This is a genomic window from Alteromonas portus, from assembly GCF_005117025.1.
GTDB lineage: Bacteria > Pseudomonadota > Gammaproteobacteria > Enterobacterales > Alteromonadaceae > Alteromonas > Alteromonas portus.
Genome location: NZ_SWCO01000011.1, coordinates 1 through 15,064 on the forward strand (window position 1 = coordinate 1; position 15,064 = coordinate 15,064).

The 15,064-nt window shown below is 40.9% G+C and carries 23 protein-coding genes; 17 read left to right on the forward strand and 6 right to left on the reverse strand.

The genetic code is table 11. The annotated features are described in order from the left end of the window. The first annotated feature begins 82 nt into the window (after positions 1–82). Positions 83–661, forward strand: a complete 579-nt coding sequence (locus E5672_RS17705) for a flavodoxin family protein (protein ID WP_136783441.1) — start codon at positions 83–85, stop codon at positions 659–661. An 18-nt stretch (positions 662–679) separates the two neighbouring features. Here the strand turns inward: E5672_RS17705 and E5672_RS17710 are convergent, their stop codons facing one another. After that, complete coding sequence (locus tag E5672_RS17710) at positions 680–970, reverse strand: type II toxin-antitoxin system RelE/ParE family toxin (RefSeq protein WP_136783443.1); 291 nt, start codon at positions 968–970, stop codon at positions 680–682. Further along, positions 963–1,184: a TA system antitoxin ParD family protein gene (locus tag E5672_RS17715; protein WP_012518669.1), complete on the reverse strand. Its 222-nt coding sequence runs from the start codon at positions 1,182–1,184 to the stop codon at positions 963–965. The genes E5672_RS17710 and E5672_RS17715 overlap by 8 nt, the downstream gene beginning before the upstream one ends. 752 nt (positions 1,185–1,936) lie before the next feature. Between E5672_RS17715 and E5672_RS17720 the strand changes: the two genes are divergently transcribed. Next, complete coding sequence (locus tag E5672_RS17720) at positions 1,937–2,578, forward strand: NAD(P)H-dependent oxidoreductase (RefSeq protein WP_136783445.1); 642 nt, start codon at positions 1,937–1,939, stop codon at positions 2,576–2,578. An 87-nt stretch (positions 2,579–2,665) separates the two neighbouring features. Here E5672_RS17720 and E5672_RS17725 read toward each other — a convergent pair whose 3' ends face one another. Together E5672_RS17725 and E5672_RS17730 are read right to left on the reverse strand one after the other, a co-directional pair. Continuing rightward, positions 2,666–2,968, reverse strand: coding sequence for a type II toxin-antitoxin system RelE/ParE family toxin (locus E5672_RS17725; RefSeq protein ID WP_136783446.1), 303 nt, complete (start codon positions 2,966–2,968; stop codon positions 2,666–2,668). Further along, complete coding sequence (locus E5672_RS17730) at positions 2,965–3,207, reverse strand: type II toxin-antitoxin system ParD family antitoxin (RefSeq protein WP_014978218.1); 243 nt, start codon at positions 3,205–3,207, stop codon at positions 2,965–2,967. The genes E5672_RS17725 and E5672_RS17730 overlap by 4 nt, the downstream gene beginning before the upstream one ends. 182 nt (positions 3,208–3,389) lie before the next feature. On the opposite strand from E5672_RS17730, the gene E5672_RS17735 reads away from it, so the two are divergent. The 14 genes from E5672_RS17735 (at position 3,390) to E5672_RS17805 (ending at position 12,045) form a co-directional block, all read left to right on the forward strand. Then, positions 3,390–3,731, forward strand: a complete 342-nt coding sequence (locus E5672_RS17735; RefSeq protein ID WP_136783447.1) for a hypothetical protein — start codon at positions 3,390–3,392, stop codon at positions 3,729–3,731. Positions 3,732–4,046: 315 nt separating this feature from the next. After that, the gene (locus tag E5672_RS17740; RefSeq protein ID WP_136783449.1) at positions 4,047–4,610 is read left to right on the forward strand and encodes a helix-turn-helix transcriptional regulator; all 564 of its coding nucleotides are present in this window, start codon (positions 4,047–4,049) and stop codon (positions 4,608–4,610) included. Between the two features lie 128 nt (positions 4,611–4,738). Continuing rightward, the gene (locus E5672_RS17745; protein ID WP_136783451.1) at positions 4,739–5,104 is read left to right on the forward strand and encodes a hypothetical protein; all 366 of its coding nucleotides are present in this window, start codon (positions 4,739–4,741) and stop codon (positions 5,102–5,104) included. A gap of 508 nt (positions 5,105–5,612) precedes the next feature. Beyond that, complete coding sequence (locus tag E5672_RS17750; protein ID WP_136783452.1) at positions 5,613–5,849, forward strand: hypothetical protein; 237 nt, start codon at positions 5,613–5,615, stop codon at positions 5,847–5,849. A gap of 94 nt (positions 5,850–5,943) precedes the next feature. Continuing rightward, entirely contained in the window at positions 5,944–6,399 is a 456-nt protein-coding gene (locus tag E5672_RS17755; RefSeq protein WP_136783454.1) for a hypothetical protein, read from the forward strand. Positions 6,400–6,921: 522 nt separating this feature from the next. After that, positions 6,922–7,239, forward strand: coding sequence for a hypothetical protein (locus E5672_RS17765; protein WP_136783457.1), 318 nt, complete (start codon positions 6,922–6,924; stop codon positions 7,237–7,239). Between the two features lie 520 nt (positions 7,240–7,759). After that, a complete protein-coding gene (locus E5672_RS17770) occupies positions 7,760–8,104 on the forward strand; it encodes a hypothetical protein (protein WP_136783458.1) in 345 nt (114 codons plus the stop codon). A 556-nt stretch (positions 8,105–8,660) separates the two neighbouring features. Next, a complete protein-coding gene (locus E5672_RS17775; protein ID WP_136783459.1) occupies positions 8,661–8,987 on the forward strand; it encodes an antibiotic biosynthesis monooxygenase family protein in 327 nt (108 codons plus the stop codon). Positions 8,988–9,323: 336 nt separating this feature from the next. Continuing rightward, positions 9,324–9,863, forward strand: a complete 540-nt coding sequence (locus E5672_RS17780) for a TlpA family protein disulfide reductase (RefSeq protein WP_136783461.1) — start codon at positions 9,324–9,326, stop codon at positions 9,861–9,863. 38 nt (positions 9,864–9,901) lie between these two features. Beyond that, positions 9,902–10,159 carry a PspC domain-containing protein gene (locus E5672_RS17785; RefSeq protein ID WP_136783463.1) on the forward strand — a complete coding sequence of 86 codons (258 nt, stop codon included), beginning with the start codon at positions 9,902–9,904 and terminating at the stop codon, positions 10,157–10,159. Positions 10,160–10,230: 71 nt separating this feature from the next. Further along, positions 10,231–10,665 carry an energy transducer TonB gene (locus tag E5672_RS17790; protein WP_136783464.1) on the forward strand — a complete coding sequence of 145 codons (435 nt, stop codon included), beginning with the start codon at positions 10,231–10,233 and terminating at the stop codon, positions 10,663–10,665. A gap of 106 nt (positions 10,666–10,771) precedes the next feature. Further along, entirely contained in the window at positions 10,772–11,203 is a 432-nt protein-coding gene (locus tag E5672_RS17795) for a GNAT family N-acetyltransferase (protein ID WP_136783466.1), read from the forward strand. A 32-nt stretch (positions 11,204–11,235) separates the two neighbouring features. Beyond that, positions 11,236–11,691 carry a GNAT family N-acetyltransferase gene (locus tag E5672_RS17800; protein ID WP_136783468.1) on the forward strand — a complete coding sequence of 152 codons (456 nt, stop codon included), beginning with the start codon at positions 11,236–11,238 and terminating at the stop codon, positions 11,689–11,691. 24 nt (positions 11,692–11,715) lie between these two features. Then, entirely contained in the window at positions 11,716–12,045 is a 330-nt protein-coding gene (locus E5672_RS17805) for a zinc ribbon domain-containing protein YjdM (RefSeq protein ID WP_136783469.1), read from the forward strand. A gap of 88 nt (positions 12,046–12,133) precedes the next feature. Here E5672_RS17805 and E5672_RS17810 read toward each other — a convergent pair whose 3' ends face one another. Beyond that, positions 12,134–12,991, reverse strand: a complete 858-nt coding sequence (locus E5672_RS17810) for a LysR family transcriptional regulator (protein ID WP_136783471.1) — start codon at positions 12,989–12,991, stop codon at positions 12,134–12,136. A gap of 210 nt (positions 12,992–13,201) precedes the next feature. Between E5672_RS17810 and glyA the strand changes: the two genes are divergently transcribed. After that, entirely contained in the window at positions 13,202–14,458 is a 1,257-nt protein-coding gene (glyA, locus tag E5672_RS17815; RefSeq protein WP_136783473.1) for a serine hydroxymethyltransferase, read from the forward strand. Between the two features lie 11 nt (positions 14,459–14,469). Here the strand turns inward: glyA and E5672_RS17820 are convergent, their stop codons facing one another. Beyond that, entirely contained in the window at positions 14,470–14,937 is a 468-nt protein-coding gene (locus tag E5672_RS17820) for a hypothetical protein (protein WP_136783475.1), read from the reverse strand. Between the last annotated feature and the right edge of the window lie 127 nt (positions 14,938–15,064).

The following is a 15,064-nucleotide window of genomic DNA, read 5'->3' on the forward strand; positions in this document are numbered from 1 at the left end:
TATAAAAGTTCATTGAGTTTTCTCCCTTGGTTTGGTCGCCTATTAGGATTAACTCAGTTTATGCTGATAGGGAGGAGGCTCAATGATTATCAACCCAATCAACACACTCACTACGTTCGCTGGTTTGAAGGCGTCGGGTGAAGTCAACGTAATCGAGCATATAATTCGAGGCCATGAAATTGTCGAGGGTCGATTTGTAAACCATGACATATTGTCAAAGCTAAACGACTGCGAAGCTATTGTATTTGGCACACCAACATACATGGGCGGAGTCTCGGCACAGTTCAAGTCATTCGCTGACGCAACAAGTGAATTATGGTGCCATCAGGAGTGGTCAGGAAAGTTTGCGGCAGGATTCACCTGCGGAAGTGCAATGAATGGCGACCAAACTAGTACGCTTCAATATCTTGTTACTTTGTCCAATCAACAAGGTATGCTTTGGGTTGGTTTAGATTCGGCACATGGCTACAAAGATCATGGTGTTAATCGCTTAGGTTGCCAGTTGGGAGTTGTTGCACATTCACCAAATGGTGACGCTCACGAAGCAGATCTTGCGTCAGCAAAATACCTAGGGCAGCGTGTTGCTAAGCAAGCCTTGCGCGTGAATTTGAAATCTAACAAGTCAAGCAAGAAGGACGCGCTAACGCGCCCCTCTTCTTGAAGCGTTATACGCAATTGGTCAGAATAAGTTTTTAACATCGCGGTAAAAGTTTTCATGAGAACCAAGAGCTATTAATTCAAGTATTACAGTGCCGTCCTCGTAGCTGTAACCTAATAAGGTTAACTGCTTAACCATCTTGAACTTGTACACGCGAAGAAAAGCAAGGTCGCCTTTTTTCTGTTCACCTAGAAGAGGATCAACCATCAGTTCCTTTACAGCTTTATCTAAGTCTTTTTTCTGATTCTTATGTAACTTCTTTACTGCTCTCTTAAAATTAGCTGTCTGTAAAACACTCGTAATCTTAGCCAAAATCGTAAGGCTCCAATTTTCCAGCCTCTTTTTCCGCTTTGGAAATAATTGCCTGTTTCACGAATTCGTATGGTAAATCAGGATTATCTTCCATCATTTCACCTATTTTTGCCCAGTGCTCAATCTGTTTTGGCATAGTTCGGTTAAGTGCTTTGCCCATAATGGTAGCTTTCTCAACTAGATCTTGGTCTAGTCTTACGCTCGCGGTTGCCATAATATGTCTCCTAATAGTTCATTACCACATTGTAGCAATGCGCTACAGGTGTGGCAAATTGCGTATAACAATCGCATCAACACTCGCTGCGCTCGCTAGGGACAAAAATACGTAGGCTCCCAGCGCTTCGCTTGGTATTGTAGCCTACATATTTTTGCCCGTTATGCGGGTGTTAGACACTTGTCATGGATATCACATTAACAGATCCCGCTATACCTCTCTTTCATTTTGAGGTCATCAGAAATGTCTCCATTGCAGCGGCATTTTTAAGTGTCGTTGTTGGCCTAATTTATAAGGTTAAATACGATACAGCTTTGAGCTTATATAAAATAATTTTGTTTTCTCCTGTGGTACCAATATTGTGTACATACTATGGTTACAAACAATATCTTGACGTTTTTTACGCCCTAGATAACAAAGGGAGTGGGACTATCGAATTACACTATGTATACCCTGCAAATAAGCACATAGTATTGAATAATCCAAAATCAACTTTCGACCCGGATGGCAGAAGCCAAAGCTGTAGGCTAGTTTTCAGAAAAAATGGAGAAAAATATAGTAGCGCTAGGGCTAGTGACGTATCTATATGCAAACAAATTTCGAGATCGCTTTAAGTACGTGTCTAACAAACAACTGTTGGCACTCACTGCGTTCGCTGGGACACAAACACATGGGCTTCCTCGCTTCGCTCGTTATTTTAGCCCATTCATTATCGCCCCTTAGTGGGATATTAGGTAGCCTAAGGAAGTACATTGGAAGTTCATCTTGTTGTAGCTCATCCAGAGCAGCACTCTTTTAATTTAGCGTTACATAAAGTCGCTCTAGATACGTTCAGAAAAGAAAAATTCAAAGTAAACGTTTCAGATTTATACGAGCAAAACTTTGATCCTGTTGCTGGCAAAGACGATACAACGTCATTCCCAAGCGATGAATATTTTCAATTAGCCAAAGCCCAACGGTTAGCATTAGCTAACAATACATTTATTAAAACTATCGCTGATGAACAGAACAAATTGCTTTCTTCTGATTTATTAATTTTTCAGTTCCCTTTATGGTGGTGGTCGTTTCCGAGCATGCTGAAAGGCTGGGTAGATAGGGTTTTATCTTCAGGCTTTGCTTATGGCAAAGATGCAAAACTAAAGCCTAAAAAAGTTATGTATTCAATCACAACGGGCGGCGCTAATTCAAAAGAAGAATCAGCTTATTATCAAAATAAAATTGATGGATTGTATCAAGATATATTTGGCTTCATGGGGTGGGAAATTTTGCCTGCTTTTATAGCTCATGGTGTACAACGAAAAACTAACGAAGAACGGCAGCAGGTACTTGCAAATTATCGTAAGCATTTGCTTGAAAAAGTTCTTGCGGATAGTTTAGAGCTGTCGAATACCTAACAAGCGCATTAACAGGGACAAAAACAGTTGGCTTTTGCCCCTTCGTCGCTGATTTTAGCCAACAATTTTTTGCCCATTATGGGGGCGTTATACGCCAAAGCGTACAGGATTTACATCCATACTTTTATGAAGGATTCTTATGATCAAAATTTCCTGACTGCCCGTTTGTTTGTAGAAAATAACATGGCTACCTTGAGGAAATTTTTTGTATCCATCTCTTATTTCATCGCAGCTTTTACCAATATCAGGATTTTCAGACAACATCCAAAATGAATCGTCGAATTGTTTAAGATATACATTTCGTTGTTCTCGACCCCATTTCCGTTGCGTAAACAATGCAATATCTTTTAGATCTGATTTTGCTAGTACGGTTAACTTAAATGGTTTCACTCTTTTAATTCACCGTCTAACTCTGATATCAGATGCTCAAGGTCGTATTCAGCCTCGCCGCTTTCTTCACCTGCTACAAGTAATTGACGCAGAGTGTTTAATTTGGTTTCCTGTGTTTCTAGCAAGCGAAGAGCTGAACGAATCACCTCACTTGCTGAACCATACCGACCAGTTTGAATTTGGCTAGCAATAAAGCCATCAAAATGGTCTCCAAGGGTAATGCTGGTGTTTTTAGCCATCTGGTTTCTCCAAATACCAATATATACCTAATTATGGTACTTGCGCGTTGTAAGTCAATAGCGCATAGCAATCACATCAAGCCCCTCGCAGGCTTGCTGAGACAGCAACACATGGGCTCTGTCGCTTCGCTCGGATTTTAGCCCATGTATTTGTGCCCCAAAGTTGGGCGTAAGGTACTTCAATGATTGTCAAAGGCTTACAATTTATCGGCTTACTATTTCCTATCTTTGTAGTCGCGCTAGGTAAGTACTTTTTTAGAGATATATCTGCCGATACGCCTCTTTATACTGGTGCTGCGGCAACTATGGGATTTTTCGGTATGCTTGTTATGGTTTTTGCGGTGTACTCCATTACCGTAATTCCTACTTCATTAATATTGCTAAAAAAGCAGAATAGAGAGCACTTTAGGTTTAAATCTGTCGGTTGGCGGGCAGTACTGTATTTTAATTGGGCCGTTATAGCTATTTGTGGTCTTTGTGTTTTTTTAGTTGCAGTGCTTAGTTTCATTAAAACTCTCATGTAGTTTTATTGATGGACTCTCAGTCTCCGATTTAGCCAAAACAAGTATGCCTCTTTTAGACACGTACCTCACAAAAAAATTATGTCGCCCGCAGGCGGGCTGGGACACCAAACAGGCAAAAACCAGTAGAAAGCCCAGTGAAAAAGGTGAACCAAAGGCCTAAGAAACAACTGTTGGCATTCACTACGTTCGCTGAGACACAAAGATGGGCGTTAGCTGCTTGGCGTACTACTGACGTCGCACTGGCGTGTGTTTGTCGTAACAAAAATGAGGACTATTCCCTTACGATAGAGCTTTGTTAAATAAAGGAATAGTAATATGGGAATGAAAATAAACTCAAAATTAATCGTTAAACTCAGAAAAGAGAAAGGGTGGAGCCAGCAGCATCTTTCTCTTGTTTCAGGTGTAAGTCTACGCACTATTCAGAGAGTAGAGAACGAAGGAAACACATCTATAGAAACGCTGAAATCTCTAGCATCAGCATTTGAAACTGACTTTAACAGTCTAATTTTTAGATCCCCACAACCAAACAAGGTGCTTAAGAAAACAATAACCTCTTTTGCTCTACTTTTCAGTTTAGCCACGAGTGTTTTTCTTACATCAACAACCACTGCTTCACCAGGCATAGAAGTTCAAGCGGAAAAAATGATTGTCTCTCAGGATAAAAGAGATACCACGTTCTTAGGCAATGTGATTATGGTTATTCCCGCTACAGTTCCGTTTGAGATTTCAACGATTGAAAATCACTCGAGCAAGGGCTATCAACTCACAATCACTTCGGATGGATCGTCATTTTTAGTTTCGGGCGCTCGAATTACGAGAGTAGATACTGGGTTAGAGGTTAGAGCAGCAGAAGTGCAAGCAAGCAACGCGACAGAATAGTGATTGCAGCTAACAACCCATCCAACATACTCACTACGTTCGCTGGGACGCATACACGCGGGGCGGCTGCGCCATTATGCCCCAAATGTCTGCGCTCCTTATTTAAAAGTTAGCTACCAGAGGAAATTATGGAAGAATCGTTCTCTTTTTTAATGCAAAATCTATCTTTAATTCTATTGATTGCATTAGCGTCCAATTTTTTTATTTTACACTTAAGGAATCAAAACAGAGAACTTTTTGAGATTATTGGAAACGAGGTACTGATTAATCGAACTCATAAGCTTCAGTTCATTCTAGCAAGCAAAAAAACTATTCCAATTGAGAGCGTTGTAAAAATTGAGGTTCACGGTAATAGATTAAGCCTCTTTCAAAACACCAACAACGCAACTGATGTTTGGGTGCATCCTAAGCATCTAGAGAGTGAGATTGATAAAGCAAAAAACGTATTTAGCCATGCAGTTTTTTTAACTGTGGTAGCTAATCTAGCCCGGTAATTCAATTAAAGAAGAACAAATAAAAAATGGAACTTTGGTGATGTATGAGTAAGTTTTTTAAAAAAGAGTATCTCCGTATAAAAGAAAGCAAGTTTATTTATCCGATTAGGTTATTTTTGCAATGTATCGGCTTGTTGCTAGTTTGCCAGTGGTTCTATTCTGCTGGAGATTCTGTTTATAAAACTGGTGAGTTAAACGTTGTTTGGCGAGCAAATTGGATATTTGAGATAGCTCCAATAGTGTGGATATTGTATTTGAGTTCTATAATTCTTATTAGCAAAATTCTTCCAAATATAAACAAGCACCCTTAATAAGTTTGCAATAGCACGGACTGCTTGTAAGCTGCTAACAAAGCCGTTATGCCCTGCGTTCCTGCGCCCCTTATTTTAGAGTTATGTTCTAGGAGGGCATATTGAGATTTTACCTCATTATATTTTATGTATCGATTGCTGCATTGTCCGTTTTTTCATGTGCAAATAATTATAAAAGGGTCACAGAGGATAGCCACTTGATATCAAGTATCGAACAGTTTTCAGTTCAAGCCAACACTTGCTTAGCCACCGAATTAAAAACATCAAATGCATGTGTAAATTTTTTTAAATTATATAGAACTGGCGGTGCAGATGCAGTAAAACAATTAAGTGCTAATGCTGCGAGTTATTTAGAAAAGGATCTAGATGCAGCTTTAAACACAACGGAACAGATAATTATAATTTCAAATGCAGTGCTATTTTTGGCGCAATGAACATAACAAGGCGCTTGAAACGCAATGCCGCTGCGCGCTCATAGCATTGTGTTTTTGCCCTTTAGCTAAAAGTTATGCACTTGATAGGAAATTTATGAAAAGTTTTTTTTGGTTTACTCTGGTTTTGCTTTGTTTACTGGCCAACGAATACCTCTCTAAATTTTTGCTTGCTGTTTTTGTCGGACACCTAGATTTTAATTCAGCTGTCGAGCGAACGTTTCAATATTCGACAATTGATAGTTATCTATTTTCTGCTGGCTTTAGAGCTATTCCATTTATCGTCTTAGGTCTTTTTGCTGCTATATCAAAGTTGAGCCTTACCGCATTTGGCCGAGTGGGCATTTGGATTATAATGCTACTCAACACTTCATTTATTCTGCACGGCTATTGGGGAATGCAGCACTCGTTATTCACTGATGCACATACTTCTTCAACATCTGCTTTAGCTCTGATTTGGATTCCAATCTGGGCATCTTTTCTCACTATTATCGGATGCATGGTTTTGGTTGTTATAAGTAAAATATCTAGGTCATTTCACACACGTGTCTAACAAAAAATAAGCCACTCCCTCCGTTCGCTTGCACGCATACACGCAAGGCGGCTTCGCCATTATGCCCCACGCAACTGCGCCGCTTAGCTTAATGTTATGTTCTTCTATGAAAAGTCATCTCTTAATCATTTTAACTAAATATCAGAATCTTATGGCACCTCATGAGAAAATATTGGCTAGGTGGTTAACGGAAGAGTGGGATGGAGAAGGTACAGAGTTACCAAGTTGGTTACTAAACAAGATCTGGAATAATTACCCTTCAAACTGCTTAAATGAGCCATCGGCTCTAGCAAGAAAACTGTTCCTCAAAATTATGGAGAACAACAGGGGTGAAATATCTCTTCGAGAAAAACGAACATAACAAACGCATTAACTCAGTCGCTGACGCTCCATAGAACAAAAACACGTAGTCTCCCTGTGCTATGCTTGGTATTGTAGCCTACGTATTTTTACCCCTTAACGGGGTGTTATGTGCCAAAATAAGTTAATCAAAACGTCCAAACATCAGTAAAAGGAATTATTATGAGTTTGATACCGTTCCCAAATATTAAGCCTAGAAACCTAGGCTTATTGTTATTCGTGGCTCGTATGCTCACTTATTTCGGGGTTGTATTAATTGGTATAGCAGTAGCATTAATTGCTGCCACGCTCTTCAATTATTTATTTCCCCCACCACCAATAAGCGGCAGTACAGAAACTTATAGTGTAGGCCTTAGTGGGATTAAAGGCGGTATTTTTATTATTGCTGCAGGCTTTTTTGTCATTGTGCTGTCAAACATCTTCGCAGCAATTGTGTCTTGGGAAAGTTCGCTTTCAAGCGCGGGGCATAATGGCACATAACAAAAAAATTAAGTCGAGCGCTGAAGCACACTTAGGCGCTAATACGCAGTGCCGCTTCGCTATTATGCCTACGTGCTATCGCTCCTTATTTGAAGTTTAGGGCTAAAGAGAATGCTTAGATGGATCTATTATTTGCAAATCTGGTAACAATTGTATTCTTCATTGCAGGGTATAAGCTCGTTGAAAGAGCAATTTTTCCAATGCCCTCCACTCTGTTGAAAATTGCACTCTTCTCCCTTTTGATCTTCTGCTGTTTAGGCATTACTTCGATTCTTTTTGCTATTGCTATCGGACTATGGTTACCAGACACATACCCAATAACTTTTTCATACAAAGCGCTGTTTATTTGTCCTATTATTACCATCTACTTTTTATTTAAAATGATGCAAAACAAAAGACTTCTTTCTGCACGAATATTATAAGCGCATTAACACTCGCTGGGACGCTAACACATGGGCGCGTCACTTCGTTCCTAATTTTAGCCCATGTGTTAGCGGGTGTTATATTTCAAGGAATGAATATGAGTCAAAAGTTTTTATGGGCATCCTTTGTACTCCTAGTAGTATTTTGTATTTTTTTCCTTTTAGCTCCATCAAAAATGGCAGATGCATTATCTTTAGGAACGCAACTAAAAATGATTGAGGAAAGATCACAAGCACTTGAACAGATGGTTGTAAAACCAAACTATCGTATGGATAGTCAAGTGGTTGCTGGTTTACTGAGGTTTGAATTAGAACAATCAAAACAATATTTTGAGGACACTAAATCCGTTCTTAGGATTCAATTCTGGCTTGGCTTAGTTTTAGGGGGCTTGCTATTGGTTCACCTTTCAGCACTTTTGCATACAAGGAAGTATAAGCAATGAAACATATCAAAACGCTTAAGCCACTCCCTTCGGTCACTGAGGTGCTAATACGCATGGTCGCTTCGCCCTTATGCCCACATGCCTACCCTCCTTATTTAAAAGTTAGGTAAACCGTGTTTTTGAAGCTAGAGCAGAAGAAAAAGAATATCGCCTGTTGCCTAACTTGCTACAACGAAGCTAGGTATGTGTATTCTTACGACATTCGAAATGTATTTCTTACTATTCTGTCTATAGCAAACATTCTGCTCTTTATATGTTTCGTAATGTTCGCACCTTCAACCATTTATGTTCTCGCCGCAGCAATGGCATCAACAGTTGTCTCGGTAATTATAAAGGGTTTTAAGCATATAGAGCTGCGATGCGCACAATGCCAAAAGTCATTAATTATTGGAAAGGAACATCAGTGGTAGTATCAGCTAGCCATTAACTCATTCACTACGAAAATTAAGTTCGCTCGCTGTGCGGGTCGCTGAGAAAAAACACAGGGCTGCTACGCGATTTTTACCCATATATATGCGCCCGTTATTTAAATGTTATACATCAAGGAGGATATTTTATGTTTATCGTCATGTTTGAATTTGTAGTCAAGGATGGCTGTAAAGACCAGTTTCTAGCCGCTTGGCCAAAAGTTACACAGGGCATTTACCTTTTTAAAGGCAGCTTGGGTTCACGCCTACATCGCGACAAAAATGGTGCTTTCATTGCTTATGCACAGTGGCCTAACGAAGATACGTACCGAAAAGCATCTGACATAAAAATGAGTGAAAACTACGAAAAACAACGACAGTTGATGCATGACAGTCTGAATTTAGAATCTACTAGAACAATTCATGAAATGGAGGTAGAGATAGATTACTTACACCGTAGAGGCTTTGATATATAACGGCTTATTTCGCTTGCTAATTAAAAAATAAGGGGCGGCTGCTATAACATGGAAGTATATAAAAATAATTTATCCGAGAACTACTGTAACTATTTGTTAACCCCCTAACAAACCGCTTATTCTTGGTTGTAGTGAAAGAAGTTTAGTTATTTTTCGGGCCTCTCTTTTGGTTCTTTATAGTAGTCATTAAAATCAACAGTACTAGAGTAGTTATTACTAAACAAGTTACTGAAAAAAGCGAAAAACGCTTAGCTTGCGTTCTTCGCTGTTAATATTAACCCACGTATTATCTCTCCCTAGTGGAGAGCTATATTCTTTGACAATTAGGAGGTCACTGTGAAGAAAGTTTCGATATTGCTATTTCTTATTTTCTCATGCGGTTCTTGGAGTCAAACATATGAAGAGAAAGTCGTAGCATCCAGGGCATTCATAGGAAAGCCTGTTCAAGAGCACATGTTTTACACTATAGATAAACAGCCCATCACCTTTCAAAGCCTTGAAGGTGAAAATGTTGTTGCTTACTTTTTCGCATCGTGGTGCTCGCCTTGTTATGAAGCATTAGAAAACTTAAACAAAGTAATCGAAACTGCTCCCCCATCCGTTCGTGTGGTTGCTATTTCTTTAGATGAAGACTGGACTGACCTTGAGGGAATGTTAGCAAGAACAGGTTTCAGTGGAGAGGTATGGAAATCGGCAGACGCAAAGTTAGCATTTCGAGAGCGCTTATTTGCTAATTTTAGCGGTTCTCTACCACACATCGCTCGTATAGATTCTCAGGGGATTCTAGTGGAAGGAGGCTCCAGAGTGAAAACTACTGAGCAATGGTCAGCGGTGATCAATAACAATGTTTCGTTAGCTGAGGCGAGCGAAATATAACACCGTATTTAGTTTTCAGTTAAATCAAAGGATCTGATATGAAAAATAGAACATATACTCTTACGCGCGGTAGTACAGGAGTCATTGCTGGCGTTTGCTCAGGCATCGCTGAATACTACAGTCTACGAAAAAATGGGCTTCGTTTAGCATTTCTAATTACCAGTTGTCTCTCTGGAATTCCAGTTCTCGTCTACATTATTCTGTGGATGATTTTACCGAGATACCCCACATCACAAGCTATGGCTCGCGAATTAAAACGTAAATCGGAACAACGGCGTGGCATACCGGCTAAGTGATGTCTACTTAACACATAAATCGTGATAGCGTAGAACTTAGGAAATACACTAAACAAAATAAGGAATGTTATATGCTCTATAGAGCCTCGCTTTTGTTAATTAGCTTACTATCTGCTGACTCCTTTGCCACTACCCTATATGGAACAGTAGAGCTTACGCACTTATCCCCCACTCAAGCAGAAAGCACGTGGCTAAGAGAAAAACAGGTTGTGCCTCGCTATCCAATGAAGCTTGCACAAAAAGGCATTGCTGGATGCGGGATTTTTAAAGTTAACGTCGATGCTAAAGGTACCACTAAGCGCATTACGCTAGTTAACTCGGTACCTAAAAAGGTTATAGAAAAACCTGCTGCTGAAGTCATAAAGGAATGGGACTGGACACTTGTAGAAGGAAAGTTGCCTGCAAATGAAGAAAAGCTGATTCGACTAGACTTTTGTTTGGGCGCAAGCTCTGAAGAAGAAGCTAATCAACGGTGCAAACAACAAGCTAGCATTGCGTGCGAGTAGCACTCTAGTGCCCCTTTCACGGGGCGTTTCCTGGTAAGGTGATAATTATGTGTGATCTAAGAGAGACCTAACTAAGCGTAATAATTTTAAAAACAACTAAAACATTATGAAAATTACTTTTGTACCGTGTTTAGACTTACAGCGTGCCGCTGAATTTACCTTTAATAACATGCGCGATTATTACGCTCAGTTTGCGCCTGATTGGAACACCGAAAAAGTGCTTGGGGTCACGGCTGAGCTCGTTAATTACGACATTCAATTCAATAGCGAAACCGTGGGGGTTATGCGCCTTCAATTTGAACAGGGCGACTGCATTTTGCGCGATCTCCAAGTTATACCAAGTGCACAAAATAAAGGCATAGGTAGCGCTGCTATTGAAGAAGCAGAAAAACTTGCACTTAAAGCTAACGCCAGCGCGCTCACATTGCGTGTTTTCAAAATTAGCCCTGCAGTTTCACTTTATAAAAAAGTAGGCTTTGTTATTAGAAGTGAAAACGACCGCTTTTATAACATGGCTAAATCCATAAGCTCTTTCTAGCCACCTATTTAAAAAACTAAGGGACAAAGCACATGAAGATTATAATTGATGATCTTACTGGGGGAGAGGTGCTAGCGCTTTTAGAGGAGCATTTGTCAGACATGTATGCTACGTCACCGCCAGAGTGCGTACACGCATTAGATGTTAATGCACTAAAAGCCCCTAACATAACTTTTTTTAGTGGATGGAAGCAGCACCAACTTGCAGGGTGTGTTGCTATTAAAGCCCTTGATAAACAACGCGCCGAGCTAAAATCTATGCGCACAGCTAAACCCTTTAGAGGATGTGGTGTGGCTTCTCAGTTGTTACTTTTTGCCTTGGAACATGCGAAAATGAAGGGGTTTAGTTCGGTAAGTTTAGAAACGGGAACGCAAGACTACTTTTTAGCGGCAAGAGCGCTTTATAAAAAATTTGGTTTTGTCGACTGCGGCCCTTTTGGCAGTTATTCACTCGATCCCAACAGCCACTTTATGACCCGAGCGCTTTAATTAAGTATTTTAAGAGAATTCCACATGTCGTTACCCCCTTGCCCGCACTGCCAATCAGAATATGTATACGAAGACCAGTCTTTACTCATTTGTCCTGAATGTGGTCACGAGTGGAATCCTAATGAAGTAGAAGAAGAAGTCTCTGCAAAAGATTTCAACGGTACACCGTTAGTGGCTGGCGACAAAATTACGCTGGCAAAAGATTTGAAAGTGAAAGGCAGCTCGCTAGTACTTAAAATTGGCACCAAAGCGGTTATCCGTCATGTGAAAGATGCCAAAGACCACCAGCTAGATTGTAAAGTAGATGGTGCTGGCGAAATGATGCTAACTGCACAATTTGTTAAAAAGGCATAAGCGGCTTTTTATTGAAAAGCCTCATTTCCTTTTAGCGCGCTTACTTTTTTATCAACTAGGCGCGCTAGCTATTCCAATCCATCCCTTCTTAAAAATTTGCGACTTCGTTAGTAATAGTTTCCGTAAGTAAGCTAATTGCCTTTGATGTCACCTTTTGAGGGTTAACTAGGCAAACGCCAACATGCCCGAGTTCGGGCAAACTCTCAGAATTAGACAAAACATGTAGCCCCGGCGGCACTGAACTTTTTGCAAGAACAGTTATGCCCAGCCCTTCATTAATGGCTGTTTGTATGCCGTTTAAGTCAGCGATGGTATACACCACCTGCCACGGTTTTTTGATAGCCGATAAAAGATTGGTTGCTCGCTTGCGATAAATACACGGCGACGGTGCGGCAATAATAGGAAGTTTTGCAGGTACGCTGTTTACAAAGCGTTGACTACCCACCCATACCAACTGATCTGAAATGATATAACCATCTTGCTGTGGATCAGGTGTTTCTTGCAGAGAAAGAATTAAATCGAACTGGCTTTTAAGCGGTTCGCTAAGCAGGTCTTTGCTTAGGGCGCAATGTACCTCTAGCGAAATTTCAGGGTAGGTTTGGGTAAACCGCCGAATGATTTTGGGCATAAGCGTGGTGCTAAATTCGCTGGGAATGCCTAACCGAATATTCCCTGTAACCTGCGGCTTTCCAAATTCGGCCATAGCCTGATCATTAAGCGCTACAATTTTCTCCCCATACGACAATAAACGGCTGCCAGCGCCAGTCAATGCCAAGCGATTTTTATCGCGAGAAAATAGTTTTTCACCAATCATTTCCTCTAGCTTTTTTATCTGCAAACTAATGGCTGGTTGCGTACGCTGAAGTTGCTCGGCGCATTGGGTGTAGCTTCCCGTTTGTGCAATAAGCACAAACGAGCGCAGAAAATCTATCGACAGGTTCTTCATTACTTTCTTTTACACCTTATTTTTAGCTACAACGAAACACAAGCCTTTCACTAGCACAACTCTAAGCCTTAACCTTTAATCGCGCCAAGCCATGCCAAAAGTACACACCTTTCATTTAATAAAATTATAGCGCTATATTTTTTATTAATTTTATTTATTCATTTTGCACTTCTAGTATCGAATACACAACAACGACAATTAGGAGCCAGCATGAATACGCTTAATCAACGCCTTGACCAACAAGACCCAGATATCGCCAAATTTATTGCGCAGGAAGATACGCGCCAAGAACACCACATTGAACTGATTGCATCGGAAAATTACACCAGCAAAGCCGTCATGCAGGCGCAAGGTAGTCAGTTAACCAACAAGTATGCTGAAGGGTATCCGAGCAAGCGCTACTACGGTGGTTGTGAAGCGGTAGATAAGATAGAGCAACTAGCCATCGATAGAGCCAAAGCGCTTTTTGAAGCTGACTACGTGAACGTGCAGCCTCATTCCGGCTCTCAAGCCAACACTGCCGTTTATATGGCGCTATTGAACCCTGGCGATACCATTCTTGGATTAAGTCTTGATCACGGCGGTCATCTTACTCATGGCGCAAAACCTAATTTCTCAGGCAAACTTTACAACGCTGTACAATATGGCTTGAACACTGAAACTGGTGAAATCGACTACAGCCAAGTAAAAGCGATGGCGCACGAATATAAGCCCAAAATGATTGTAGCTGGCTTTTCTGCTTATTCTCGCGTGGTCGACTGGCAGAAGTTTAGAGACATCGCTGATAGCGTAGGCGCGTATTTACTTGTGGATATGGCCCACGTTGCAGGCCTAGTGGCAGCGGGAGTTTATCCCTCGCCAATTAACGCGGCACACGTGGTGACGACTACTACTCATAAAACACTACGCGGCCCTCGTGGCGGCCTTATTATGTGCAAGTCTAACCCTGAGCTTGAAAAGAAATTTAATTCACTCATTTTCCCAGGCATTCAGGGCGGCCCGCTTATGCACGTTATCGCGGCTAAAGCTGTGGCGTTTAAAGAAGCCATGACGGCAGAATTTAAAACGTATCAAAAGCAGGTAGTTACTAACGCAAGAGCTATGGCTGATGTGTTTATGAAACGTGGCTTTGATGTGGTGTCTAGTGGTACCGACAATCATATGTTTCTACTAAGTTTGGTAAGTAAAGGAATGACGGGAAAAGAAGCTGACGCTATTTTAAATAGTGTGAACATTACTGTTAACAAGAATACTGTGCCTAACGACCCTCAATCGCCATTTGTAACAAGTGGTATTCGAATTGGTACGCCTGCGGTAACGTCGCGTAACTTTAGTGAAGACGATTGCACACAACTAGCCCACTGGATTTGCGATGTGTTAACTGCACCTGAAGATAGTGCACTGATTCAGCAGATTAAAGATAATGTGGCAACGCTAACGGCTGCGCGCCCGGTTTACATTAAGTAAAACTTATTGCGTTATAAAGAGCGAACTCGTGCGTTGCAGGTAGCCACCATTACTCGCCACACGAGTTTAGCTCGCTCGTTAAAATTTGTTATTTTAACTCCCCACGCCTCTTCCATGGCGCTTTGCCATACATTACACGTTTCAATTGAGTTGCCGTAAAGCGGAGCTAAGGACAAGCTTATTCGCAACGACTCCAGCCACTCAATAAATAGCGGGTCGTGTCGCCCTGTTTGGCGAAGTTGAGATAATTGCAGCGATGCTTGCTGCTTCATACTTTGCAAACGCCTGTAAATCTCTCGCGGATCTTCCTGCTGACCTAAAAGATGAAGTTCCCGTTCAATATCGTAAGCATTGTTCCATTGTATAACTCGCGGCGAATCTTTTGCGCACCCCCACATCACTATACACATTGCTACAAGCACTAAATAACGTGTGAATTTATAAGAATGTTTTAATGGGAACAGATTTACTTTACGCACTTACCCGCGCACTCCTTAACAGCATCGCGATAAGTATAGATGAGTCTTACCTGATTACATGGTTAAGTATGCGTAATTCAACTAATTTACTAGTCTAATGGTGCGCTGTATTAGCTAATTCATCTGT

Excerpts from the sequence above, each read along its gene's own strand:
- E5672_RS17705 (WP_136783441.1), top strand. The coding sequence starts at position 83 with ATGATTATCAACCCAATCAACACACTCACTACGTTCGCTGGTTTGAAG.
- E5672_RS17715 (WP_012518669.1), bottom strand. The coding sequence starts at position 1,184 with ATGGCAACCGCGAGCGTAAGACTAGACCAAGATCTAGTTGAGAAAGCT.
- E5672_RS17730 (WP_014978218.1), bottom strand. The coding sequence starts at position 3,207 with ATGGCTAAAAACACCAGCATTACCCTTGGAGACCATTTTGATGGCTTT.
- E5672_RS17735 (WP_136783447.1), top strand. The coding sequence starts at position 3,390 with ATGATTGTCAAAGGCTTACAATTTATCGGCTTACTATTTCCTATCTTT.
- E5672_RS17740 (WP_136783449.1), top strand. The coding sequence starts at position 4,047 with ATGGGAATGAAAATAAACTCAAAATTAATCGTTAAACTCAGAAAAGAG.
- E5672_RS17745 (WP_136783451.1), top strand. The coding sequence starts at position 4,739 with ATGGAAGAATCGTTCTCTTTTTTAATGCAAAATCTATCTTTAATTCTA.
- E5672_RS17755 (WP_136783454.1), top strand. The coding sequence starts at position 5,944 with ATGAAAAGTTTTTTTTGGTTTACTCTGGTTTTGCTTTGTTTACTGGCC.
- E5672_RS17765 (WP_136783457.1), top strand. The coding sequence starts at position 6,922 with ATGAGTTTGATACCGTTCCCAAATATTAAGCCTAGAAACCTAGGCTTA.
- E5672_RS17770 (WP_136783458.1), top strand. The coding sequence starts at position 7,760 with ATGAGTCAAAAGTTTTTATGGGCATCCTTTGTACTCCTAGTAGTATTT.
- E5672_RS17775 (WP_136783459.1), top strand. The coding sequence starts at position 8,661 with ATGTTTATCGTCATGTTTGAATTTGTAGTCAAGGATGGCTGTAAAGAC.
- E5672_RS17785 (WP_136783463.1), top strand. The coding sequence starts at position 9,902 with ATGAAAAATAGAACATATACTCTTACGCGCGGTAGTACAGGAGTCATT.
- E5672_RS17790 (WP_136783464.1), top strand. The coding sequence starts at position 10,231 with ATGCTCTATAGAGCCTCGCTTTTGTTAATTAGCTTACTATCTGCTGAC.
- E5672_RS17795 (WP_136783466.1), top strand. The coding sequence starts at position 10,772 with ATGAAAATTACTTTTGTACCGTGTTTAGACTTACAGCGTGCCGCTGAA.
- E5672_RS17800 (WP_136783468.1), top strand. The coding sequence starts at position 11,236 with ATGAAGATTATAATTGATGATCTTACTGGGGGAGAGGTGCTAGCGCTT.
- E5672_RS17805 (WP_136783469.1), top strand. The coding sequence starts at position 11,716 with ATGTCGTTACCCCCTTGCCCGCACTGCCAATCAGAATATGTATACGAA.
- E5672_RS17810 (WP_136783471.1), bottom strand. The coding sequence starts at position 12,991 with ATGAAGAACCTGTCGATAGATTTTCTGCGCTCGTTTGTGCTTATTGCA.
- glyA (WP_136783473.1), top strand. The coding sequence starts at position 13,202 with ATGAATACGCTTAATCAACGCCTTGACCAACAAGACCCAGATATCGCC.